Annotated in this window: 20 protein-coding genes; 13 read left to right on the forward strand and 7 right to left on the reverse strand. The window is 73.7% G+C overall.

Annotation, left to right across the window (positions count from 1 at the left end):
- Positions 1-262: 262 nt before the first annotated feature.
- The 4 genes from AC07DW_RS19810 to AC07DW_RS19825 all read left to right on the forward strand — a co-directional run bounded on the left by AC07DW_RS19810 (position 263) and on the right by AC07DW_RS19825 (position 3,836).
- Positions 263-1,774, forward strand: coding sequence for a flavin-containing monooxygenase (locus AC07DW_RS19810; protein ID WP_478858955.1), 1,512 nt, complete (start codon positions 263-265; stop codon positions 1,772-1,774).
- The gene (locus tag AC07DW_RS19815; RefSeq protein ID WP_478858956.1) at positions 1,771-2,649 is read left to right on the forward strand and encodes an alpha/beta fold hydrolase; all 879 of its coding nucleotides are present in this window, start codon (positions 1,771-1,773) and stop codon (positions 2,647-2,649) included. The genes AC07DW_RS19810 and AC07DW_RS19815 overlap by 4 nt, the downstream gene beginning before the upstream one ends.
- On the forward strand, positions 2,646-3,542 hold the full coding sequence (locus AC07DW_RS19820) for an SDR family oxidoreductase (protein WP_478858957.1): 897 nt from the start codon (positions 2,646-2,648) through the stop codon (positions 3,540-3,542). Before AC07DW_RS19815 ends, AC07DW_RS19820 begins: the two co-directional genes overlap by 4 nt.
- 99 nt (positions 3,543-3,641) lie before the next feature.
- The gene (locus tag AC07DW_RS19825) at positions 3,642-3,836 is read left to right on the forward strand and encodes a hypothetical protein (protein ID WP_478858958.1); all 195 of its coding nucleotides are present in this window, start codon (positions 3,642-3,644) and stop codon (positions 3,834-3,836) included.
- A gap of 197 nt (positions 3,837-4,033) precedes the next feature.
- On the opposite strand, the gene AC07DW_RS19830 is transcribed toward AC07DW_RS19825, so the two are convergent.
- Complete coding sequence (locus AC07DW_RS19830) at positions 4,034-7,465, reverse strand: S41 family peptidase (RefSeq protein WP_478858959.1); 3,432 nt, start codon at positions 7,463-7,465, stop codon at positions 4,034-4,036.
- Between the two features lie 141 nt (positions 7,466-7,606).
- On the opposite strand from AC07DW_RS19830, the gene AC07DW_RS19835 reads away from it, so the two are divergent.
- Both AC07DW_RS19835 and AC07DW_RS19840 read left to right on the forward strand, forming a co-directional pair.
- Entirely contained in the window at positions 7,607-8,179 is a 573-nt protein-coding gene (locus tag AC07DW_RS19835; protein ID WP_478858960.1) for a TetR/AcrR family transcriptional regulator, read from the forward strand.
- Between the two features lie 181 nt (positions 8,180-8,360).
- Complete coding sequence (locus AC07DW_RS19840) at positions 8,361-10,550, forward strand: MMPL family transporter (RefSeq protein ID WP_478858961.1); 2,190 nt, start codon at positions 8,361-8,363, stop codon at positions 10,548-10,550.
- A 120-nt stretch (positions 10,551-10,670) separates the two neighbouring features.
- Here the strand turns inward: AC07DW_RS19840 and AC07DW_RS19845 are convergent, their stop codons facing one another.
- Entirely contained in the window at positions 10,671-11,054 is a 384-nt protein-coding gene (locus AC07DW_RS19845) for an SsgA family sporulation/cell division regulator (protein ID WP_478858962.1), read from the reverse strand.
- Positions 11,055-11,212: 158 nt separating this feature from the next.
- Between AC07DW_RS19845 and AC07DW_RS19850 the strand changes: the two genes are divergently transcribed.
- The 5 genes from AC07DW_RS19850 to AC07DW_RS19870 all read left to right on the forward strand — a co-directional run bounded on the left by AC07DW_RS19850 (position 11,213) and on the right by AC07DW_RS19870 (position 16,074).
- Positions 11,213-12,289 carry an energy-coupling factor ABC transporter permease gene (locus AC07DW_RS19850; protein ID WP_478858963.1) on the forward strand — a complete coding sequence of 359 codons (1,077 nt, stop codon included), beginning with the start codon at positions 11,213-11,215 and terminating at the stop codon, positions 12,287-12,289.
- Between the two features lies 1 nt (position 12,290).
- A complete protein-coding gene (gene cbiQ / locus AC07DW_RS19855) occupies positions 12,291-13,052 on the forward strand; it encodes a cobalt ECF transporter T component CbiQ (protein WP_478858964.1) in 762 nt (253 codons plus the stop codon).
- Positions 13,049-13,810: an energy-coupling factor ABC transporter ATP-binding protein gene (locus AC07DW_RS19860; RefSeq protein WP_478858965.1), complete on the forward strand. Its 762-nt coding sequence runs from the start codon at positions 13,049-13,051 to the stop codon at positions 13,808-13,810. The genes cbiQ and AC07DW_RS19860 overlap by 4 nt, the downstream gene beginning before the upstream one ends.
- Before the next feature lie 45 nt (positions 13,811-13,855).
- A complete protein-coding gene (locus tag AC07DW_RS19865; RefSeq protein WP_478858966.1) occupies positions 13,856-15,025 on the forward strand; it encodes a serine hydrolase domain-containing protein in 1,170 nt (389 codons plus the stop codon).
- A 230-nt stretch (positions 15,026-15,255) separates the two neighbouring features.
- Positions 15,256-16,074, forward strand: coding sequence for a helix-turn-helix transcriptional regulator (locus tag AC07DW_RS19870; protein WP_478858967.1), 819 nt, complete (start codon positions 15,256-15,258; stop codon positions 16,072-16,074).
- Between the two features lie 36 nt (positions 16,075-16,110).
- Here the strand turns inward: AC07DW_RS19870 and AC07DW_RS19875 are convergent, their stop codons facing one another.
- The 5 genes from AC07DW_RS19875 to AC07DW_RS19895 form a co-directional block, all read right to left on the reverse strand.
- Positions 16,111-16,311, reverse strand: coding sequence for a type II toxin-antitoxin system VapB family antitoxin (locus AC07DW_RS19875; RefSeq protein WP_478858968.1), 201 nt, complete (start codon positions 16,309-16,311; stop codon positions 16,111-16,113).
- A gap of 61 nt (positions 16,312-16,372) precedes the next feature.
- Entirely contained in the window at positions 16,373-17,224 is an 852-nt protein-coding gene (locus tag AC07DW_RS19880; RefSeq protein ID WP_478858969.1) for an EamA family transporter, read from the reverse strand.
- Complete coding sequence (locus tag AC07DW_RS19885; RefSeq protein ID WP_478858970.1) at positions 17,221-17,706, reverse strand: YbaK/EbsC family protein; 486 nt, start codon at positions 17,704-17,706, stop codon at positions 17,221-17,223. Before AC07DW_RS19885 ends, AC07DW_RS19880 begins: the two co-directional genes overlap by 4 nt.
- 42 nt (positions 17,707-17,748) lie before the next feature.
- Positions 17,749-19,389 carry a penicillin-binding transpeptidase domain-containing protein gene (locus tag AC07DW_RS19890; protein WP_478858971.1) on the reverse strand — a complete coding sequence of 547 codons (1,641 nt, stop codon included), beginning with the start codon at positions 19,387-19,389 and terminating at the stop codon, positions 17,749-17,751.
- Between the two features lie 149 nt (positions 19,390-19,538).
- Complete coding sequence (locus tag AC07DW_RS19895; protein ID WP_478858972.1) at positions 19,539-21,272, reverse strand: dolichyl-phosphate-mannose--protein mannosyltransferase; 1,734 nt, start codon at positions 21,270-21,272, stop codon at positions 19,539-19,541.
- A gap of 72 nt (positions 21,273-21,344) precedes the next feature.
- Between AC07DW_RS19895 and rsmI the strand changes: the two genes are divergently transcribed.
- Complete coding sequence (rsmI, locus tag AC07DW_RS19900; RefSeq protein WP_478859047.1) at positions 21,345-22,223, forward strand: 16S rRNA (cytidine(1402)-2'-O)-methyltransferase; 879 nt, start codon at positions 21,345-21,347, stop codon at positions 22,221-22,223.
- 129 nt (positions 22,224-22,352) lie between these two features.
- The gene (locus AC07DW_RS19905) at positions 22,353-22,838 is read left to right on the forward strand and encodes a hypothetical protein (RefSeq protein WP_478858973.1); all 486 of its coding nucleotides are present in this window, start codon (positions 22,353-22,355) and stop codon (positions 22,836-22,838) included.
- The last annotated feature ends 27 nt before the right edge of the window (positions 22,839-22,865 follow it).

The raw sequence follows: 22,865 nt of genomic DNA on the forward strand, positions 1-22,865 counted from the left end.
CACCCGCCCGGCTCCCCGCCGGGCCGGCCGCCCGGACTCCCGTGCCGACCGCCGCCCCGGGGGCCGTCCGGTCGTCCGCGGGTTCGTCCACCCGCCGTTTCGCCCGCTGGTTCGTCACGCCCGCAACCCTATGTCGTACCGCCGGTAACTTCCTTGGCCGTACCCCTACCGCTCGGTATGCGGCTGCTCTACTCTCCCAACAACCGTGCCAGTGATTGCTGGCAGAGTTTTGCGGATCTCGGATTTCCGATGCGGAGGCGGCATGAGCCAGCACGAGCATGTACGAGTGGCGGTGATCGGATCCGGATTCGGCGGCCTCGGTGCCGCCGTCCGGCTGCGCCGCGAGGGGATCACCGACTTCGTCGTCCTTGAGCGGGCCGACGCCGTCGGCGGCACCTGGCGCGACAACAGCTACCCCGGCTGCGCCTGCGACGTACCGTCGCACCTCTACTCGTTCTCGTTCGCGCCCAACCCCGACTGGCCGCGCACGTTCTCCGGGCAGCGGCACATCCGCGCCTACCTGGAGCACGTCGCCGACACCTTCCGGCTGCGCCCGCACATCCGCCTCCGCCACGAGGTGCTGATGATGCGCTGGGACAACGACGAACTCCGGTGGGAGATCGAGACCTCGCGCGGGACGCTCACCGCCGACGTCGTGGTCTCCGCCACCGGCCCGCTGTCCGACCCCAAAATCCCGGACGTACCCGGGCTCGCCTCCTTCGAGGAGGCGGGCGGCAAGGTCTTCCACTCGGCCCGCTGGGACCACGACTACGACCTGACCGGCAAGCGCGTCGCGATGATCGGCACCGGCGCCTCCGCCATCCAGATCGTGCCGGCGATCCAGCCGAAGGCCGGCCGGCTGACGCTGTTCCAGCGCACCCCGCCGTGGGTCATGCCCCGGATGGACCGCGCCATCAGCGGCGTCGAGCGGTGGCTGCACCGGCAGGTGCCCCTCACCGGCACGGCCCGCCGCGGCCTGCTGTGGGGCATCCGGGAGCTCCAGGTCAGCGCGTTCACCAAGCGGCCGAACGAACTGCGGCTGGTCGAGACGATCGCCAAGGCCAACATGGCCAGGGCCATCAAGGACCCCGCCCTGCGCGCCAAGCTGACCCCGTCGTACCGCATCGGCTGCAAGCGGATCCTGCTGTCCAGCGAGTACTACCCGGCGCTCGCGCGGCCCAACGTGGACGTCGTCGCCTCGGGGCTGGCGGAGGTGCGCGGCTCGACCGTCGTCGCCGCCGACGGGACGGAGACCGAGGTCGACGCGATCATCTTCGGCACCGGGTTCCGCGTCACCGACATGCCGATCGCCGAGCGGGTGATCGGGGCGGACGGGATCACGCTCGCCGAGGCATGGAAGGACGGCATGGAGTCGCTGCGCGGCGCGACGGCCGCCGGATTCCCCAACTGGATGACGATCATCGGGCCCAACACCGGCCTCGGGAACTCCTCCATGATCCTCATGATCGAGTCCCAGCTGAACTACATGGCCGACTACCTCCGGCAGCTTGCCGGGCTCGGCGGCCGGGCGGCCCTCGCGGCGCGGCCGTCCGCGGTCGCCGCGTGGAACCGGCGCGTGCAGGCGCGGATGGAGAAGACGGTGTGGAAGGCGGGCGGCTGCGACAGCTGGTACCTGGACGCCAACGGCCGCAACACCACGCTCTGGCCGGGCACCACGTCCGAGTTCCGGCGCGCGACGAAGGCGGTGGACCTGTCGGAGTACGAGGTGGTCCGCGCCCGCTCGCTGACCGGGTCGAAGGAGGCCGCGGCATGAGGGTCGTCCCCGCCGTCTCCGCCGACGGATCGACGCTGCACGTCGAGGTGTACGGGCCCGAGGGCGCCCCGGCCGTGGTCCTGTCCCACGGCTGGACCTGCTCGACGCTCTTCTGGGCCGCCCAGGTGCGCGACCTGTCCGCCGACCACCGGGTGATCGTCTACGACCAGCGCGGCCACGGGCGCACGCCGGCCGTGGGACGGGCCGGGTACACCACGGACGCCCTCGCCGACGACCTGGAGGCCGTGCTGGCCGCCACGCTCGCGCCGGGCGAGAAGGCCGTGCTCGCCGGGCACTCCATGGGCGGCATGACGCTCATGGCGGCCTCCGGGCGGCCGGGCATGCGGGAGCACGCGGCGGCCGTCGTGCTGTGCAGCACCGGCCCCTCGCGGCTGGTCGCCGAGTCGCTGGTGCTGCCACTGCGGGCCGGCCGGCTGCGGACCCGGCTGACCGGCGCCGTGCTGGGCGCCCGGGCACCCCTCGGGCCGGTGACGCCCGTGTCGAAGGCCATCCTCAAGTACGCGACCATGGGGCCCGGTTCGGCGGCCGAGCGGGTCGCGGAGTGCGCCCGGATCGTGCACGCCTGCCCGCGCGCGGTGCGGGTGGCGTGGTCGCACGTGCTCGCCGGACTCGACGTGGAGGCCGGCGTGCGGGAGCTGACCGTACCGACGGCGGTGATCGTCGGCACGGCCGACCGGCTCACCCCGCCCGTGCACGCGAAGGCGCTGGCCGCCGCGCTGCCCCGGTGCGTCGGGGTCGACGAACTGGCCGGCGTCGGGCACATGACGCCGGTCGAGGCGCCGGAGGCCGTGACGGCCCGAATACGCGCCCTGGTCACGACGTACGTCCGTACCGAGCAGGAGGAAGTCGCATGAGCAGGGTGAGCCTCGAGGGGCAGGTCGTCGTCGTCACGGGCGGCGCGCGCGGGGTCGGCGAGCTGCTGGCGCGCAAGCTGTCCGCGCGGGGCGCGAGGGTGGCGCTGCTGGGCCTGGAGCCGGAGCTGCTCAAGGAGGTCTCCGGGCGGCTGCACACCGAGAGCGACTGGTGGCACGTCGACGTCACCGACCACGAGGCGATGGCCCGGGTCGCGGCCGAAGTGAAGGAACGCTTCGGCAAGGTGGACGTCGTCGTCGCCAACGCGGGCGTCGCGGCGGGCGGTCCGTTCGTGGACTCCGACCCGGTCGCGTGGCGGCGGGTCATCGAGGTCAATCTGATCGGCGGCGCGGTGACGGGCCGGGCGTTCCTGCCGGTGCTGCTGGAGAGCCGGGGGTACTTCCTGCAGATCGCGTCCCTCGCCGCGATCACCCCCGCGCCGATGATGAGCGCGTACTGCGCGTCCAAGTCGGGCGTGGAGGCGTTCGCGCACAGTCTGCGCGCCGAGGTCGGGTACAAGGGCGTGCGGGTCGGTGTGGGCTACCTGTCGTGGACCGACACCGACATGGTGCGCGGCGCCGACGAGGACGACGTGATGCGGGAGTTGCGGCAACGGCTGCCGTGGCCGTCGAACCGGACGTACCCGCTCGGCCCGGCGGTCGACCGGATCGTCGACGGCATCGAGCGGCGGTCGGCGCACGTGTACGCCCAGTGGTGGCTGCGCGGCATGCAGTCGGTGCGCGGCTACCTGCCGGGGCTCATCGCGACGGTCGGGCAGCGCGAGATGCGGCGCTTCGAGCCGAGGCTCGGGAACGTGCGCAAGGGGCTGGTCGGAGCGGGCGGCGCGGCCGACGAGAGGGTGCGCACGCAGGGTGACCTTCCGGTCACTCGATGATCGAAATGCGCGGTATGTCGGGGCGTGCCAGGCTGGTCGAGGCCGGGAGCCGACGACGGTTCCCGGCACTCCCCACACACCCTTTCAGGAGAAACCTCGATGGGTATCGCAGACCAGTTCCAGGACAAGGCGCAGGACATGAAGGACCAGGCCAAGCGGAAGGCCCAGGACGCGAAGCGCGAGGCGCAGGAGCGTACGCAGAAGGGCCAGCAGAAGACCCGCCCGCCGCGTGACGAGCGGCGCCAGGGCCTGAGGGACGAGCAGGGCACGCCGCGGGACCCGATGGACGTCTGACCGACGTCACGGCAGCGGTGAGGGCGCACCCGGGACGCCGGGTGCGCCTTTCGCGCGTCCCGCGCGGGCGCTCGGGCGGGCGCGCCTCCGCGGCCCGTACCCCCGACGCCGCGCGCCCGTACCGCCGCGCGCCCGTACCGCCGCGCGCCCGTACCGCCGCGCCTCCGCCGGCCCGGGTCGGCGACCCCCGCGGCGGCTCAGGCGCCGGGCCTCGGCGGGAGCTTGGGGCGGGTGAGGGAGGGGACCTGGGAGTAGTCCGGGGGCCGGGACGCCGGGTGGGTGGAGAGCAGGTCCAGCGCGACCCGCACCGCGTCCGCGAGCTGGCGGTGGCGGCCCTCCGCCCAGTCCAGCGGGGTGCGCGGGATCTCGATGTCCGGGGCCACCCCGTGGTTCTCGACGGACCAGCCGTACTCGTCGAACCAGGCCGCGTTCATCGGCACCGTGATCACCGTGCCGTCGCCCAGCCGGTGGCGGCCCGTCATGCCGACGACGCCGCCCCAGGTGCGCTGGCCGACGACGGGCCCGAGGCCCAGCAGCTTGAACGCGGCCGTGATCATGTCGCCGTCCGACGCCGTGGCCTCGTCCGCGAGGGCGACCACCGGGCCGCGCGGGGCGTTCGAGGCGTACGAGACGGGCTGGGCGCCCCGCGTGAGGTCCCAGCCCAGGATCCGGCGGGTGAGCTTCTCGACGACGAGCTCGCTGATGTGCCCGCCCGCGTTGCCCCGGACGTCCACGATCAGGGCGGGCCGGGACACCTCCAGCCGCAGGTCCCGGTTGAACTGCGCCCAGCCCGAGCCGCCCATGTCCGGGATGTGGAGGTACCCGCACCTGCCGCCGCTCAGCTCCCGTACCACCTCCCGGCGCTTGGCGACCCAGTCCTGGTACCGCAGCGGCCGTTCGTCGACCAGCGGGACGACGGCGACGCGCCGGGCGCGGCCCTCACCCCCGCCGGGGCGGAACGTCAGCTCGACGGTCGTCCCGCCCGCCCCGGCCAGCAGCGGGTAGGGCCCCGCCACGGGGTCCACCGGGCGGCCGTCCACGTGGGTGAGGACGGCGCCCTCGCGGATGCCCGTACCGGCCAGCGGCGAGCGCGCCCTGGAGTCGGACGACTCGCCCGGGAGGATCCGCTTCACCGTCCAGCGGCCGTCCCGGCAGACGAAGTTGGCGCCCAGCAGTCCCTGGGCGCGCTGGTAGTGCGGCGGGCCCTCGTTGCGGCGCGCGGGCGTGACGTACGCGTGCGAGGTGCCCAGCTCGCCGAGCACCTCCCGCAGCAGGTCGGCGAACTCGTCGGGCGAGGCAACCCGTTCGACCAGCGGGCGGTACTGGTCGAGGACGGCGTCCCAGTCGATGCCGCTCATCCCCGGGTCCCAGAAGTAGGCGCGGATGATCCGCCCCGCCTCGTCGTACGCCTGGCGCCACTCCGCGCCCGGGTCCACCTCGTGCAGGATGCGGCGGGTGTCGACGTACACCGTGCTGTCGCTGTCGCCCGACTCGGTGGCCGGGACGGCCCGCAGGTCGCCCTCGTCGAACACGACGAGCCGCGTCCCGTCACCGCTCACGGCGTACCAGTCCAGGTGGTCGACGAGCTCGGTCCGGCGGGCCTTCGCGAGGTTGAAGTGCTCCAGCGTGGGCCGCCCGGAGGTGTCGGCGGGGTTGGCGAACGTCTCGCCCAGCGCGCCCGAGATGGGCCACCGCAGCCACACCAGGCCGCCGCCGCTCACCGGGTGCAGCGACGAGTACTTGGAGGCGGCGACCGGGAAGGGCGTCACCCGGTTCTCCAGCCCCTCGAACTCGACGACCACCGTTCCGTCGCCCTCCGTCGCCTCCTCCGTGAGGTCCAGCCCCCCCGCCGCCGGCCGCCCCTCGGGCGACAGCGCGAACGGGGACGGCGTGGTGGAGGCGAGGGGTACGAGGTGGGGGCGGCAGCCGAGCGGGAAGGACAGGTCGCCGGTGTGCACGTCGTACACCGGGTCGAAGCCCCGCCAGGAGAGGAAGGCGAGGTAGCGGCCGTCGCGGGTGAAGACGGGGCTCTCGTCCTCGAACCTGCCGTTGGTGACGTCGACGATCGTCCGGTCCTTGATACGGGCGATCTTGATCTGCCGCAGGGACCGGCCGATCCCCGGGTGGGACCAGGTCAGCCAGGCGCCGTCGGGGGAGAAGGCCATGTCGCGGACGGGGCCGTTGAGGGAGCGGGCCAGCTCCGTCAGCCCGTCCTCCGCCGCCCGGTCGCTCCCCGCCGGTCCGTCCACCGCCGGCCCGCCGCCCGGCCCCCCGGCCCCCACGGAGTCCACCGCCCGCACGGACTCCCCGGCCTCCCCGGACTCCCCGGGCTCCTCGCCCTCCCCGGCCTCTTCGGTGTCCTCGGTGTCCAGGGCCCCCGCGGAGTCCTCGGGCTCCTCCGGGACGTCCAGCAGCAGCAGCCGCCCGTCGTGCGACGCGATCGCCAGCCGCTCGCCGTCCGGGTCGGCCGCCATCTCCGTGACGTGGCCCAGCCTGCCGGCGGCCAGCCGCCTCGGCGGCCGGTCGCCGCTCACGCGCGGCAGGTGGGCCACCTCGACGGCCTCCTCGCCCTCGGCGTCGGTGACGTACGCGACGCGCCCGCTGCTCCCGAGCATCTCCGGCAGCCGCACCCGTACCCCCGGGGTGTCGGCGATGGTCCGGGCGGGCCCGTCCCGGTGGGTGAGCCAGTACAGGCTGCCGCGTACGGAGACGGCGCTCGCCCGGCCCGTCTCGTCCACCGACACGGCGTCCACGTTGCTCGCGGCCGGCGCCTGGTGGGTGCGCCGCCCGGCCCGCGGCCCGCCGAGGCGCACGGCCAGCCGGCGCGGCACGGAGTCCGGGGTCAGGGCGTCCACGATCCACAGGTCGCCCGCGCACTGGTAGACCACGCGGCGCCCGTCGGACGAGGCGTGCCGGGCGTAGAAGTCGTCGTGGTCGGTGTGCCGCCGGAGGTCCGTGCCGTCCGGCAGACAGGAGTAGAGGTTGCCGACGCCCTCGTGGTCGGAGAGGAACGCGATCCGGCCGTCGACGAACATCGCGCAGTCCAGGTGGCCACCGAGGTCGGGAAGCAGCCGTTCCCCGTGCAGCCAGAGCCGCCCCGTCGCCCCGCCCCGGTACCGCTTCCACGCGGCCGGCTCGTGCGGCGGCTTGCCGGTCAGGAGGAGGGTGAGGTGCTGCCCGCCGACGTCCGCGACCGCGATGTCGGAGACCGGCCCCCAGGGCAGTCGCCCGCCGGGCGAGCCGTCGACCGGCACCTTGTACGCCCAGGAGAAGTGCGCGAACGGCTGGCCGTGCGAGGCGACGGCCAGGACCTCGCCGTCCGGCGTCCACCCGCACACCCGGGTGTCGAGCGCCCCCCAGTAGGTCAGCCGGCGCGCGGGCCCGCCGTCCACCGGCACCAGGTGGATCTCCGGGTCCAGGCTGCGCCAGGTCGTGTACGCGATGTGCCGCCCGTCCGGCGAGAAGCGCGGGTGTCCGACGCGCGTCCGGTCGACCGTCACGCGCCAGGCACGGCCGGGTGGTTCGCCGTCCGGGGCGAGGGGGGCGACCCACAGGTCGTCCTCGGCCACGAAGCACAGCAGGCCGTCGTGGAGGTGGGGGTGGCGGAGGTACGCGCCGTCGCTGCTCACACAGCCATGCTTTCCGCGCCGAGGGGGCCCGGCAACCCGATCACGTGATCCAGCACACGTACGAAACGGTTTCGTTTCGCAGCGCGGAGTCGTAACCTCTTAGGTGTACGAAACCGTTTCGTCTCGATGGGAGTCGAGGTCATGGCACGCGGAAGGCTCACCCCGGAGCGCGAGGCAGAGCTGTACGAAGCCGTGCTCGACCTGCTCCGCGAGGTCGGTTACGACGCCCTCACCATGGACGCCGTCGCCGCCCGCACCCACTCCAGCAAGGCCACCCTCTACCGCCAGTGGGGGAGCAAGCCCGAGCTGGTCGCCCACGCCCTGCGGCACAACAAGCCGGTCGGCATCGACGAGATCGACACCGGCTCGCTGCGCGGCGACTTCCACGAGTTGCTGGCCCGGTCCGACGACTGCCAGATGGAGCGGGACTCCGCGCTGATGCGGGGCCTCGCCCATGCCGTGCACGACAACCCCGACCTGCTCCAGGCACTGCGCGACCTGCTCGTCGAACCCGAGATGACCGGGCTCGACGAGGTGCTGAACCGCGCGGTGCGGCGCGGCGAGGTCAGCGCGGACAACCCGGCGCTGCGGCTCGTACCGCACATGTTCATCGGTGCCTTCGTCGCCCGTCCCCTCATCGAGGACCGGCCGGTCGACCGGGCCTTCCTCACCGATTACGTCGACGCCGTGGTTCTCCCCGCCCTGGGCGTCTGACGGTCCACCGCACCACCGGCGTCACCGCGTATACGACGGGAACCACCGCGTACGACCGCACGACGGCCACCCGGCCCCGCCAGGAGCCACCCGCACCACCCGCACCACCTGACACGTACCGCTCACGCTGTCGGGCCGACTCCCCATGTCCTTGTCCCATCCATCACCGGGAGACGCCCCCGTGGCAACGTTCCTCTACCGACTCGGCCGGTCCGCCTTCCGGCGCCGCCACCTCGTGGCCCTCATATGGGTCGCGCTGCTGGCGCTCGCCGGCGTCGGCGCCGCCTCCGCGCCCGTCGCGACCTCCAGCTCCTTCTCCATACCGGGGACGGAGGCCCAGAAGGCCTTCGACCTCCTCGAAGAGCGCTTCCCGTCCGCCGGCGCAGACGGCGCCACCGCCCGTGTCGTCTTCAAGGCCCCCGACGGGCAGAAGATGACCGACCCGGCCAACAAGGCCACGGTCGGCAAGGCCGTCGGCGAGCTGAGGAGCGGCTCCGACCAGATCGCGAACGTCACCGACCCGTACACCGTCCAGGCGGTCTCCCGGGACGGCAGCACCGCCTACGTCCAGGTGTCCTACAAGGTCAACGGCATGGAGCTGACCGACGCGACACGTGAGGCGCTGAAGGAGACCGGCGAGGAGGCGCGCGGGAGCGGGCTCACCGTCGAGATCGGCGGCGACGCCCTGCAGACCGTCCCCGAGACCGGGGCGGGCGAGATCGTCGGCGTGGTCGTCGCGGGCATCGTCCTCGTCATCACCTTCGGGTCCCTGGTCGCGGCCGGACTGCCGCTGCTCACCGCGATCATCGGCGTCGGCATCGGCGTCTCCACGATCACGGCCCTGGCGTCCGTCCTGGACCTCGGCTCCACCACCTCCACCCTCGCGATGATGATCGGCCTCGCGGTCGGCATCGACTACGCGCTGTTCATCGTCTCCCGCTACCGCGCCGAGCTCGCCGAGGGCCGCGAGCGGGAGGACGCGGCCGGACGGGCCGTCGGCACCGCCGGCTCCGCCGTCGTCTTCGCCGGCCTCACCGTGGTCATCGCCCTGGTCGGCCTGGCCGTCGTCAACATCCCGATGCTGACGAAGATGGGCTTCGCGGCGGCCGGCACGGTCCTGATCGCCGTCCTGATCGCCCTCACCCTCATCCCCGCCCTGCTCGGGTTCGCCGGCAAGCGCGTGGTGGGCCGCAAGGCACGCAAGGCCGATGAAGCGGCCGCGGCCACCGGGGCCGCGCCCGCCGGGGCCGGGCCCAACACGGGCACCCGCTGGGCCCGCTTCGTGCTGCGCCGCCCGGTCGCCGTGCTGCTGGTCGGTGTCATCGGTCTCGGTGCCGTCGCCGTACCGGCCGCCTCGCTGGAGATGGGCCTGCCCGACGACGGCGCCCAGCCCACCTCCACCTCCCAGCGCCGCGCCTACGACCTGCTGTCGGACGGCTTCGGCCCCGGCTCCAACGGGCCGCTGATGGTCGTCGTCGACGGCGACGAGGCCGCCGCGGACCGTACCGTCACCGGCATCAAGGGGCTGGACGGGGTCGCCGCCGTCACCCCGCCCACGCCCAACCCGGCGGGCGACACCTCGATCATCACCGTCGTGCCGAAGGACCGTCCCTCCTCCGTCGAGACGGAGAACCTGGTCCACTCGATCCGGGACACCACCGGCGACGACGTACTGGTCACCGGCGCCACCGCGATGAACATCGACTTCTCGCAGAAGATGAACGACGCGCTGCTGCCGTACCTGGCGCTCGTCGTGGGCCTGGCCTTCCTGCTGCTGATGGTGGTCTTCCGGTCGGTGCTGGTGCCGCTCAAGGCCGCGCTCGGCTTCCTGCTGTCGGTGGTCGCCGCCCTCGGCGCGGTCGTGGCCGTCTTCCAGTGGGGCTGGCTCGGCTCGCTCTTCGGGGTGGAGCAGACCGGCCCGATCATGAGCATGATGCCGATCTTCATGGTGGGCGTCGTCTTCGGCCTGGCGATGGACTACGAGGTCTTCCTCGTCACCCGGATGCGTGAGGCGTACGTCCACGGGGAGCGGCCCGGTGAGGCGATCGTGACCGGCTTCCGGCACGGGGCGCGGGTCGTCACGGCGGCGGCCGTCATCATGATCGCCGTCTTCGCGGGCTTCATCGGCTCCAGCGAGCAGATGGTCAAGATGATCGGCTTCGGCCTCGCGGTCGCGGTCTTCTTCGACGCGTTCGTGGTCCGCATGGCGATCGTCCCGGCGGTGCTCGCCCTGCTCGGCCGCAAGGCCTGGTGGCTGCCGCGCTGGCTGGACCGCGCCCTGCCGAACGTGGACGTCGAGGGCGAGCGCCTGCGCAAGGAGCTGGCGGCCGACGCGCCCGATGGCGGCGAGCGGGAGCTCGTACGCGCCTGACACCGATCCCCGGGGCGGCCGCCTGAGCGGAGGGGGCCGTCCCGGTCACGCGCCCGGACCGCGGTGGGGACGGCGGGCGGGCGCGTACGTCACGCCGCCGCCGCGTCGTGCCCCCGGGTCCTACCGGGTGACGGTCGACGTGGTGGCGGCGTACGTGCGCCGGAGGAAGCGGAGCAGCGCGGAGGAGTCGAACTGCACCACGGCCACGCCCTCCGGGGCGTGGAACTCCACGATGGTCTGGACCCGGCCGCACGGCCAGATGCCGATCTCGCCGCCACGGGCCGGTGCGCGCAGCCCCGACTCCAGCAGGGTGCGCGGGAAGCTCCACTCGGTGCCGCCCGGGAAGCACAGCCGTACGGTGGCGGGCTCGGCGGCGGGCGGCTCGGCGTCCGGCCCGGCGGCCGGTTCGTAACGCACCGCGACGGGGACGGGGCGGGAGAGGGGACCGTCGGTCACTATCAGGGCCTTGGTGTGGACTACGACGCCTTCCTCGGCGGGGTACATGGGCCGACTCCTCACACTCGCCTTATTTGTCTCTAATGTCCCACCATTCCGTGGTGTGCGCCGCCCCGCTTCTGTGATGTGGACGCTCTTGCAAGTCCTTCGCAAAAGGACCCATCATCAGAGCCGTTCCTGTCCGCCTGTCCGAAAGCGGTCCACGCATGCATGTCCCCGACGGATTCATCGACGCACCCGTCTCCGCGGCGGCCGGTCTCGCCGCCGCCGGTGCCGTCGCGGCGAGCCTGCGCGGGGCGCGGAAGGAGCTGGACGACCGGACCGCGCCGCTCGCCGGGCTGGTCGCCGCCTTCATCTTCGCCGTGCAGATGCTCAACTTCCCGGTCGCCGCCGGGACCAGCGGACACCTGCTCGGCGGGGCGCTCGCCGCGATACTCGTCGGGCCCTGGACAGGGGTGCTGTGCATCGCGGTCGTCCTGCTGATGCAGGGCGTGCTGTTCGCCGACGGCGGGCTCACCGCGCTCGGCGTCAACATCACCGTCATGGGCGTGGTCACCGTCCTCGTCGCGTACGGGCTCTTCCGCGGCCTGGTCAAGGTCCTGCCGCGCTCCCGCCGGTTGGTGACCGTCGCCTCGTTCGTCGCCTCGCTGGTGTCCGTGCCGGCCGCCGCCACCGCGTTCACCGTGCTGTACGCGATCGGCGGCACCACCGACGTGCCGGTCACCAAGGTCCTCACCGCGATGGTCGGCGTCCACGTCCTGATCGGCCTCGGCGAGGCGGTGATCACCACGGCGACCGTCGGCGCCGTCATCGCCGTACGCCCCGACCTGGTGTACGGGGCCCGCGGGCTGTCCGCGCCGCTGAAGCTGATGGTGGGCGGCAAGCTGGTGGACGCCGTGCCCGTTCCGGCCCCCGCGGCGCCCGCGGCCCGGTCCACCAGGACGGTGTGGGTCACCGGCCTGGCCACCGCCCTGGTGCTGGCCGGCTTCGTCTCCTTCTACGCCTCCGCCAGCCCCGACGGCCTGGAGAAGGTCGCCGCCGACCAGGGCATCGACCAGAAGGCCGAGGAGCACGCCGCCGCCGACTCGCCGCTCGCCGACTACGGCGTCAGCGGCCTCACCGACGCCCGCCTGTCCGGGGGGCTGGCGGGCACCGTCGGCGTCGGCTCGACCGTCCTGGTCGGCACCGGCGTCTTCTGGGCCGTCCGCCGCCGCCGCGAGGACGCCCGTACCCGTGGCGACGCCGGCACGCGGGACGACACCCGCACCCAGGAAAACGTCTGACGTGGGCGCCGGCCACGCGCACAAGCTCTACCGGCACGGGCACTCGCCCGTGCACCGGATGCCGCCGCACTGCAAACTCGCCGCCGTCCTCGCCTTCGTCGTGGTCGTCGTCTCCACGCCCCGCGAGGCGGTGTGGGCCTTCGCGGCGTACGCCGTGCTGCTCGGCGCGGTCGCGGCGGCCGCCCGGGTGTCGCCCGGGTTCGTGCTGCGGCGCCTGGTGATCGAGGTCCCGTTCGTCGCGTTCGCGTTCCTGATGCCGTTCGTCGTGCCCGGCGAGCAGACGCAGCTGCTCGGCGTCGATGTCTCGGTACCGGGCCTGTGGGACGCCTGGAACGTGCTGGCCAAGGGCACCCTGGGCGTCGCCGCCTCCGTACTGCTCGCCGCCACCACCGAACTGCGCGCCCTGCTGCTCGGCCTCCAGCGGCTGAAGCTGCCGCCCCTCCTCGTCCAGATCGCCTCCTTCATGATCCGGTACGGCGACGTCATCACCGGCGAGATGCGCCGCATGTCCGTCGCCCGGCGCTCGCGCGGCTTCGAGGCCAGGGGCGTCCGGCAGTGGGGGGTGCTCGCCAAGTCGGCGGGCGCCCTGTTCATCCGCTCCTACGAACGCGGCGAGCGCGTCCACCTGGCGATGGTGAGCCGCGGGTACGCCGGTTCCATGCCCCTCGTCGAGGAGGCGACCGCCTCCCGGGCGCAGTGGTGCTCGGCCGCCGCCCTCCCCTTCACGGCCCTGCTCATCTGTCTGCTGGGATGGACGCTATGAGTCTCAGTTTCGTGCCGTCCCTCGACGTCCGCGGCCTCGCGTACGCCTACCCCGACGGCCATCAGGCGCTCTTCGGCGTCGACCTCACCGTCGAGCGCGGCGAGCGGGTCGCCCTGCTCGGCCCCAACGGCGCCGGCAAGACCACCCTGGTGCTCCACCTCAACGGCATCCTCACCGGTGGCGCCGGGACGGTGACCGTCGCCGGGCTGCCCGTCGCGAAGGCCAACCTCGCGGAGATCCGCCGCCGGGTCGGCATCGTCTTCCAGGACCCCGACGACCAGCTGTTCATGCCGACCGTCCGGGAGGACGTCGCCTTCGGCCCGGCGGCGGCCGGACTGCGCGGCCCCGAACTGGAGGCCGTCGTGCACCGGGCCCTCGCCCGGGTCGGCATGGCGGAGTACGCCGACCGGCCCCCGCACCACTTGTCCTTCGGCCAGCGGCGGCGGGTCGCGGTGGCGACCGTCCTCGCCATGGAGCCGGAGATCCTCGTCCTCGACGAGCCGTCCTCCAACCTGGACCCGGCCTCCCGGCGGGAACTCGCCGACATCCTGCGCTCCCTGGACGTCACCGTCCTGATGGTCACCCACGACCTGCCGTACGCGCTCGAACTGTGCCCCCGCGCGGTGGTGCTCAGCGACGGCGTCATCGCGGCCGACGGCCCGACCGGTGAGCTGCTCGCCGACGAGGACCTGATGCGCCGGCACCGCCTGGAGCTCCCCTTCGGCTTCGACCCCACCCGGAAGCCGGCCACCCGCTAGCGCGTTGCACCATGGGGTGAACGAACGCGAGAGGAGCGTGGGAGCGTGGACGAGCAGGCCGTCCAGGGCACGGTGCAGGCGGGTTTCGAACCGGTCAGGGACGCGTTCGTACGCAACTTCCGGCACCGGGGCGAGCGCGGTGCCGCCGTCGCCGTCTACCGGGACGGCCGCAAGGTCGTCGACCTGTGGGCGGGTACCCGGGACGTCGACGGCACCGCCCCGTGGGCCGTGGACACCGCCCAGGTCGTCCGCTCGGCCACCAAGGGCGTCGCCGCCGCCGTACCGCTGCTGCTGCACCAGCGCGGGCAGCTCGACCTGGACGCCCCGGTCGGCACGTACTGGCCCGAGTTCAAGGCGGCGGGCAAGGAACGGGCGCTGGTCCGCCACCTGCTGTCGCACCAGGTGGGCGTCCCGGCCCTGGACCGCCCGCTGACCCCGGCGGAGGCGGCCGACCTCCCGGTCGCGTCGGACGCCGTCGCCGCCCAGGCGCCCGCGTGGGAGCCCGGCACCGACCACGGCTACCACCCGCACACCTACGGCTTCCTGCTCGGCGCGCTGGTCCGGCGGGTCACCGGCCGCTCCCTGGGCCGCTGGGTCGCCGAGGAGATCGCCCGCCCGCTCGCCCTCGACCTGTGGATCGGCCTGCCCGAGGACGAGGCCCACCGGGCCGGCCGCATCGGCCCGGTCGACGAGCCCGCGGCCGCCGGCGCGCCGAAGCTGCGCCCCAAGCGCTCGGTCGCCGACGCCTACGCCGACCCTTCCTCGCTCACCCGCCGCGCCTTCGGCTCCGTCGACCCGTCCCCGGACGAGAACGACCCCGCCCACCGCGCCGCCGAACTCCCCGCCTCGGGGGGCGTCTCCACCGCCCGCGCCCTCGCCCGCTTCTACGCGGCGACGCTCGGCCCGGTGGACGGCCACCGGCTCTTCGCCCCGGCGACCCTCGCGATGGCCCGCACCGAGGAGAGCGCCGGGCCCGACCGGGTCCTGGTGGTCTCCACCCGCTTCGGCCTCGGCTACATGCTCCACGGCCCCGCGTCGCCGCTGCTGGGTCCCGGCTCCTTCGGCCACCCCGGGCGCGGCGGCTGCCTGGGCTTCGCCGACCCGGAGTCGGGCATCGCGCTCGGCTACGTCACCAACGGGATGCGCAAGGGCGTCACGGCGGACCCCAGGGCCCAGGCCCTGGTACGGGCGGTCAAGGCGGCCATCGGCGCGTAGACGGGCGGCGTACGGGCCGGGAACGGGAACGGGCGGCGGACGGACGTGCGCGCGCCCCGCAGGACCGGCTCAGGCCGTGCGGAGCGCGCTTGTGCGGGAGGTGTTCGGCGGGCGGCCGGCGGAGGCGGCCCGGAGACCGGATCGTCGGCGGATGGGGATCCGGCCCCTACGATGACAGCGGGGCAGGGGCCGTTCCATGGGGAGAACTGCGTATGGACTGCGGAGGGGCCATGCCGTACCTGAGGAAGGACGACTACGAGCGGATGCTCGGTCTCGCCGTCGGCGTCCTGGAGAGCCGACAGCCCGAGACCGTCTGGCGGTTGGTCGCCCAGGAGCTCCTGCGCACGCTCGACGGCACCGTACTGCTCATGAAGGACGAGGAGTGGACCCCGTCCAGCGGCACGGTCGACGCCTGGCTGCGGGACGCCCCCGCGCCCGTCGAACCGGCGGGCCGGACGGCCGGGTTCGTCAGGTCCGGCTACCCGTTCGCCACCCACTACGGCGTCCACACCGACCGGGAGCCGCGCACCGCGGCCCAGCTCGTCGGGGACCACGCCTGGCGGAACAGCGAGACGGCGAGCGCCCTGCGCGAATCGTACGGCACCCGCCACATGCTCGGCCTGCCGCTCCCCGACCGCGACGGCGCCGTCCGCGGCTTCATCGTCCACCGCGCCGGGCGCGACTTCGACGCCCAGGACCTCCTGTACGCGGCCCGCGTCCAGCCCCTCCTGTCCGCCGCCGCGGCCCAGTGCCGGCTGCTGGCGCGCCGCCGGCCCGCGGCCGACCCGGTGCCACCGCCCGGCGCCCCCGACGCCGCGGGCCTCACGCCCCGCGAGACGGCCGTCCTGCTGACCCTCGCGGAGGGACTCCCCGCCACCGCCATGGCCCGCCGGCTCGGGGTGTCGGTACGGACGGTGCACAAGCACCTCCAGAACCTCTACCGCAAACTCGACACCGCCGACCGCCTTGGCACGGTCCTGCGCGCCCAGGACCTCGGCCTGCTGCCGCGCTCCCAGCCCCCCGCCCGGGCCGGCGCGGGCCCGCGCTGACACCCACCCGCGCCGCCCACACCGCCCGCCCCCGCGTCAGCCCTGCGGCTCCTGCGGCCGTGCGTCGGTCTCGCGCAGGCTCCGGTCCTTCAGCTCGGTGCGCGCCTCCGTGCGGTGGCCGCGGGCGATGTAGTCGCGCACGACGAGCTCGACGGCGTCCTGCGGCGAACCGACCCCGGCCAGCACCATCACCTCCACCACCAGTTCGGCGTCCAGACTGATGTCGACCCTGGCCATACCGGCCCCCCTTCGTCGCCCTGTCCCCGGACCCTAGCGGCCCGGGCCCCGGCGGGGGACCTCAACCCGCGTGCAGCAGCAGTCCGATGCCCACGAGCATGAGGCCCGCCGCAGCGATTCTCGGGGTGCCGAAGTCCTCCTTGAAGAACAGCGCGCCGATGGCCGCGCCGACGATGATGGAGGACTCGCGCAGGGCGGCCACCGGGGCGAGGGGGGCGTGGGTCTGGGCCCAGAGGACCAGGGCGTAGGCCGAGATCGAGAGGGCGGCGCCGAGCAGGCCGAGGGCGGCGTGGGGGCGGAGCTGGGCGGCGAGGGCCCGGCGGCGGCGGTGGAAGGTGTACGCCGGGACCGCGAGGCCCTGGAGGAGCATCAGCCACGCGAGGTAGCCCAGCGGGCTGTCCGAGGCGCGGACCCCGACGCCGTCCACGACCGTGTAGGCGGCGATCGCCAGGCCGGTGGCCAGGGCGGCGGCGACGGCCGGGACGTTGGGGCGGTGGCCCGTGCCCCGGAAGCCCCACAGGGCGAGGCCGAGCAGGCCCGCGCAGGCGACGGCGACGCCGGTGAGCTGCCCGCCGCCGGGGACCTCGCCGAGGAGGACGGCGGCCAGGGCAGTGACAACCAGGGGTGCCGTGCCGCGCGCGATCGGGTACGTCTGGCCGAAGTCGCCGAGCGTGAACGAGCGCATCAGCAGGGCCAGGTAGCCGACGTGCAGGGCGGCGGACAGCAGCAGGTACGGCCAGGCGGCCGCGGCCGGCGCGGGGGCGAGGCAGGCGGCGGCCGCGCCGATCAGGGCGCCGCCGCCGGATATCAGCGTGAAGGACAGCAACTGGTCCTTCATGTGGTGGGCGATCGCGTTCCAGCCGGCGTGCGTCACCGCGGCCAGCAGCACCGCCGCGGCGACCAGCGCTGTCACGCCGGCCGCTCCCGTACGTCGACCAGCGTGCCGCCCGCGTGGCCGATCAGTGTCTTCGGGGGGAGCGGGAACACCGTGTGCGGCGTCCCGGCCGCCGCCCACACCACCTCGTGGTCGAGCAGCGCCCGGTCGGCCAGCACCCGCGTCCGCGTCACGTGCCCGAAGGGCGGCACGCCGCCGATCGCGTATCCCGTCGTCTCCCGTACGAGACCGGCGTCCGCCCGCGTCACGGTGGCGGCGCCCAGCTCGCGCCTGACCAGCTCGACGTCCACCCGGGACGAGCCGTCCATCAGGACCAGGACCGGTACCCCGTCCGCCGCGAAGACGAGCGACTTGACGATCTCGGACGGGTCGCAGCCGATCGCGGCGGCGGCCTGGGCGGCGGTGCGGGTGGCGTCGGGGAAGCGGCGGACCTCGACGTCGTGCAGGCCGAGCGCGCGGAGGGCCTCGGCGAAACGGGGGTGGGCGAGTGAAGCGCTCATGGCCCGCACGCTAGCGGTGGCTGTACGGGCCACGCGAGTGGGTTACCGGGCCCGGAGCACCGAGGCGACGAGCGGACCGGCCGCGTCCCCGCCGTGGCCGCCCGACTGGACGACCGCGGCGGCCGCCAGGTCGTCGGCGAATCCGGCGAACCAGCTGTTGGAGTCGGCCTGCCCGCCGACCTCGGCCGACCCGGTCTTGGCCCCCTTGTCGCCGCCGACGCCGGCCATCGCCGCCGCGCCGGTACCGCTGGTCGCGGTGGCCCGCATCATGTCGCGCAACTGCCGGGCGGCGGACGGCTCCAGCGGCCGGGAGGCGGTGGCGATCGGCCGGTCGTCCAGGTCGCGCGGCACGATGACCGGCTGCTGGAAGGAACCGTGCTTCGCGGTCGCGGTGATGGACGCGACGTTGAGGGCGTTCATCTGGATGGTGCCCTGCCCGATGTACTGGGCCGCAGCCTCGCCGCCGGTCTCCGCGGGCACGGCGCCGTCCCAGGTGCTGACGCCCGTCCGCCACTCCAGGCCGATGCCGAAGACGTCCCGGGCCTCCTTGCCGAGCGCGGCGTCGTCCTTGACGTCGTCGATCAGCTTGATGAAGGCGGTGTTGCAGGACCGCTCGAAGCTCTCCCGGAAGGTGCTGCCCTCGGGGAGGTCGAAGTGGTCCAGGTTGTGGAAGGTCCGGCTCTGGTACATGACCTCCGCCGGGCACGGCGCCGGCCCGTCCGCGGTCACCAGGCCCTTCTCCAGCAGCATGGCCGCGGTCACGATCTTCATCGTGGAGCCGGGTGCCTGCTGCCCGTTGAGCGCCGCGTCGAACGCGTCCCCGCGGTTGTTGGCCACGGCCCGTATCTCGCCCGTCGACGGCGCGATGGCCACCACCGACGACTCGCCGTACCGTTTCACCGCCCGCTCGGCCGCCGCCTGCACGTCCGCGTCGAGCGTCGTGCGCAGCTTGCCCTCCACGCCCTTGGTGAGCGTGAGGAGCGTCTGGTCGGGCACGCCCTCGGCGGTGGAGTCGATCCACGTCTCGACGCCGGGCTTGCCGCCCGCCCCGGAGCCGTACTTCTCCAGCAGTTGGGCCAGGACGGACTTCAGCGACGGGTACTTCTCCGGCGTCAGCTCCTTGCCGTCGCGGTCGACCGCCTTGACCGGCGGACGGGACGCCTCGCCGGTGCGGAGCACCGACTGCCCGGTCAGCCTGGGGTGGATCACCGAGGGCGCCCAGTGCACCAGGGGCAGGCCGCTGGTGACGCCCCGTACGACGGTGAGCTGCGAGGCGTACCTCAGGTGCTGGGACCGCCCCTTGTACGTCACCGTCGCGTCGACCGTGAACGGCACCTTCGGCCCGATCGGTGTGCCCGGCGTGATGACCGCCTCCGACACGTGGGCCCGCCCGCGGAAGCCGGCGACGGCGGACGTCGCGGTGGCGGCGTCGTCGGTCAGCTCGCCGGCCGCCGCCTCGTCCCCCTTCGCCCACGCGACGAGGAAGTCCTTCGCCGTCCGCTCGATCTCCTCGGCGGTCACCGGCCCGGAACCGGCCTTCCGCGGCGCCGCGGCCGATGTCGTGGTGGTCTCCTGCGTCCCACCGGTGATCCCGGTGTAGACGTTGTAGGCGCCGTACCCCACGCCACCGGCCACGACGGTGAACACCGAGCCGATGACGGCGACCTTCGCTCCACTCCGCATCGTGCGGTCCCCCTCCCCAGGAGCGGCTTGAACGTGTTCAAGCCCGTAATGGGAGTCACCTTACGGGACAGGTGTGACATCACGGGGTGGTCGTTACCCGAACGGAACGTGCCCCGGCCCCGGACATCCGCACGGCGTCCGGGGCCGGTTCACACCCACGTGTCCAGCCACATCCGGTCCCGCCAGTCGTCCATCGGGATCGACTGGCCGGTGTACAGGGGCCAGAAGTAGATGAAGTTCCAGACGATGAGCAGCACCAGCACCCCCGCGCCCACCGCGCCGATCGTGCGGCGCCGTTCGGCCGCGTCGCCGGTGCCCGGGGGGCCCAGCAGCGCGCCGATCATCATGGCCACCGCCAGGCAGAGGAAGGGGACGAACACCACCGCGTAGAACAGGAAGATGGTGCGCTCCTGGTAGTGGAACCACGGCACCCAGCCGGCCGCCACCGCGCACACGATCGCGCCCGCCCGCCAGTCGCGGCGGAAGAACCAGCGCCACAGGACGTACAGGAGCGCGAAGCACGCCGCCCACCACAGCAGCGGCGTACCGATCGCCAGCACCTCGCGCGCGCACTTCTCCGCGGCGTTCGCCGGGCAGCCGTCCCTCCCGGCCGCCGGGTCCTCGTAGAAGTACGAGACCGGCCGGCCCAGCACGATCCAGCTCCACGGGTTCGACTCGTAGGTGTGCCCCGACGTCAGGTTGACGTGGAAGCTGTACACCTCGGACTCGTAGTGCCACAGGCTGCGCCACCAGTCGGGGAACAGCCACGACCATGAACTGTCCTTGCCCTCGGTGCCGGCCCAGTTCCGGAAGTACCCCTTGTCCGAGAGGATCCAGCCCGACCAGGACGCGACGTACGTGACGATCGCCACCGGGACCGTCGAGACGAACGCGGGCAGCAGGTCCCGCCGCAGCACGCTCTCGTAGGGCCGGTACGCACCGGCCGTACGGCGGGCGCCCACGTCCCACAGCACCGTCAGCACGCCGAACGCGGCGAGCACGTAGAGGCCGTTCCACTTGGTGGCCGCCGCCAGGCCCAGCATCAGCCCCGCCGCGATCCGCCACGGCCGCCACCCCAGGCGCAGCGTCCCCGCGACCCCCGAGTCCGGCCGCAGCAACCCGTCCGCGTCCACCGGCAGCGCCTCCGCGAGCCGCCGCCGGGACCGGTCCCGGTCCACGAGCAGGCAGCCGAACGCGGCCAGGACGAAGAACATCAGCACCTGGTCGAGCAGCGCCGCGCGGCTCATCACGAAGTGCAGCCCGTCCACGGCCATCAGCGCGCCCGCCAGGCAGCCGAGGAACGTCGACCGGAACAGCCGCCGTCCGATCCGGCACAGCATCAGCACCGACAGCGTGCCCAGCACCGCCACCATGAAGCGCCAGCCGAACGGGGTGAACCCGAACAACTGCTCACCCAGGCCGATGACCCACTTGCCGACCGGCGGGTGCACCACGTACCCCGGGTCCGCCGGGACGGCGACCGCGTCGGGGTTCCGCAGGATCGACGCGTCGACGTCCTTCGGCCACGCCCCCTCGTACCCCTGCTCGACCAGCGCCCAGGCGTCCTTGGCGTAGTACGTCTCGTCGAATATCACCGCATGGGGCCGGCCCAGGTTCCAGAACCGCAGCAGGCCCGCGACGAGCGCCACCAGCAGCGGCCCGCCCCACGCCGCCAGCAGCCACAGCCGCCGGGCCGCGGCCGGCGGCGCGCCGAGCACCGTCCACAACCGGTCCGAGGGGCGGGCGTACGGGGGCACCAGCCGCTCGCGCAGGCCCGTCACCGGCCGCGGCACATAGCCGTAACGGCGCAGGCGCCGCTGCCACGGGGGCGGCGCTTTCCCGGCGTCCTGCCCGCGCAGGGCCTCATGAGCAGTACTGGTCACCGCGCCATCGTAGGGAACGCGCCTGTGCGAGTCGCCCGTCCGGGCTGCGAGGATGGCCCCGTGACAGGAACGGTGACCGGAACGCTCGTACTCGCAGGAACCCCGATCGGGGACGTCCAGGACGCCCCGCCCCGCCTCGCCGCCGAGTTGGAGACCGCCGACGTCGTCGCCGCGGAGGACACCCGGCGGCTGCGCCGGCTGACGCAGGCGCTCGGCGTCCACACGACCGGCCGTGTCGTGTCGTACTTCGAGGGCAACGAGTCGGCCCGTACGCCCGAACTGGTCGAGGCCCTGGTGGGCGGCGCGCGTGTCCTGCTGGTCACCGACGCGGGCATGCCGTCCGTCTCCGACCCCGGCTACCGGCTGGTCGCCGCCGCCGTCGAGCGGGACATCAAGGTCACCGCCGTACCCGGCCCGTCGGCCGTGCTGACCGCGCTCGCGCTGTCCGGGCTGCCCGTCGACCGTTTCTGCTTCGAGGGCTTCCTGCCCCGCAAAGCGGGCGAGCGGCTGTCCCGGCTCCGGGAGGTGGCCGCCGAACGGCGCACCCTGGTCTACTTCGAGGCCCCGCACCGGCTCGACGACACGCTCGCCGCGATGGCCGAGGTGTTCGGCGCGGACCGGCGGGCCGCGGTGTGCCGGGAGCTCACCAAGACGTACGAGGAGGTCAAGCGCGGCGGCGTCGGCGACCTCGCGGCGTGGGCGGCCGAAGGAGTACGCGGCGAGATCACCATCGTCGTCGAGGGTGCCCCCGAGGCCGGGCCCGCCGATCTGGACGCGGCCGAGCTGGTGCGCCGGGTACGGGTGCGCGAGGAGGCGGGGGAGCGCCGCAAAGAAGCCATCGCGGCCGTCGCAGCCGAGGCGGGCCTGCCCAAACGGGAGGTGTTCGACGCCGTGGTCGCGGCGAAGAACGCGTCTGCCGAAGGCCCCGCGGCCGGTAAAGGACTATCGTGAAAGGCAAAGACCAGACCGTGCGGCAGGCCTTTCGGCATGGGAAGCCCCAAGACCGCTCCAACATTCGGCAGGTGCCTGCCCACTCCCGCCCGTAGAGGCGTCCACTGGTTGCAGTGGAAAGGAGCTGGCATGAGCGAGACCACAAGCACACCGGTCGGCCATGAGGCATATGCCTTCGCGTGCATGAACTGCGGGTACGGCTGGGAGCAGGCCTACGACATCGAGCACCACACCGACATCGGCGGTCACGAGTTCATCGTCTACAAGGCGGGGGGCCGCCGGGTGCCGTCGCCGCTGTCCAACCCCACCTGCCTCAACTGCGGGCGTCACGTCGTCCGGATCATGCGGGCCGGCCAGGTCTCCTCCGTGCTCGAACTCCTCGCCCGGCATCAGCCCGAGCCCACCAAGGGCTCCGTCGGAGCCGCCGGACCGACCCTGGGCCAGGAACGGCCCGGGGCCGAGGCGCCCACCGGGGGACCGGCCCCGGGCTCGCCCACGGGGACACCCGCGGGCGCGCCTGCCGGGCGGCCCGCCGGGGCCACGGAAACGCCGCCGGTCAAGGAGCCGCACCACTGGCACCTGTCCGACCTGCTGCACGCCTTCCACCGGAAGTAGGCCCCGGCCCCTTCCGTACGATCGGGG

It is taken from the genome of Streptomyces sp. NPDC045701 (genome assembly GCF_056432045.1).

Excerpts from the sequence above, each read along its gene's own strand:
- AC07DW_RS19815 (WP_478858956.1), top strand. The coding sequence starts at position 1,771 with ATGAGGGTCGTCCCCGCCGTCTCCGCCGACGGATCGACGCTGCACGTC.
- AC07DW_RS19870 (WP_478858967.1), top strand. The coding sequence starts at position 15,256 with ATGCCGTACCTGAGGAAGGACGACTACGAGCGGATGCTCGGTCTCGCC.
- AC07DW_RS19820 (WP_478858957.1), top strand. The coding sequence starts at position 2,646 with ATGAGCAGGGTGAGCCTCGAGGGGCAGGTCGTCGTCGTCACGGGCGGC.
- AC07DW_RS19860 (WP_478858965.1), top strand. The coding sequence starts at position 13,049 with ATGAGTCTCAGTTTCGTGCCGTCCCTCGACGTCCGCGGCCTCGCGTAC.
- AC07DW_RS19885 (WP_478858970.1), bottom strand. The coding sequence starts at position 17,706 with ATGAGCGCTTCACTCGCCCACCCCCGTTTCGCCGAGGCCCTCCGCGCG.
- AC07DW_RS19875 (WP_478858968.1), bottom strand. The coding sequence starts at position 16,311 with ATGGCCAGGGTCGACATCAGTCTGGACGCCGAACTGGTGGTGGAGGTG.
- AC07DW_RS19905 (WP_478858973.1), top strand. The coding sequence starts at position 22,353 with ATGAGCGAGACCACAAGCACACCGGTCGGCCATGAGGCATATGCCTTC.
- AC07DW_RS19890 (WP_478858971.1), bottom strand. The coding sequence starts at position 19,389 with ATGCGGAGTGGAGCGAAGGTCGCCGTCATCGGCTCGGTGTTCACCGTC.
- AC07DW_RS19835 (WP_478858960.1), top strand. The coding sequence starts at position 7,607 with ATGGCACGCGGAAGGCTCACCCCGGAGCGCGAGGCAGAGCTGTACGAA.
- AC07DW_RS19845 (WP_478858962.1), bottom strand. The coding sequence starts at position 11,054 with ATGTACCCCGCCGAGGAAGGCGTCGTAGTCCACACCAAGGCCCTGATA.
- AC07DW_RS19810 (WP_478858955.1), top strand. The coding sequence starts at position 263 with ATGAGCCAGCACGAGCATGTACGAGTGGCGGTGATCGGATCCGGATTC.
- AC07DW_RS19825 (WP_478858958.1), top strand. The coding sequence starts at position 3,642 with ATGGGTATCGCAGACCAGTTCCAGGACAAGGCGCAGGACATGAAGGAC.
- AC07DW_RS19850 (WP_478858963.1), top strand. The coding sequence starts at position 11,213 with ATGCATGTCCCCGACGGATTCATCGACGCACCCGTCTCCGCGGCGGCC.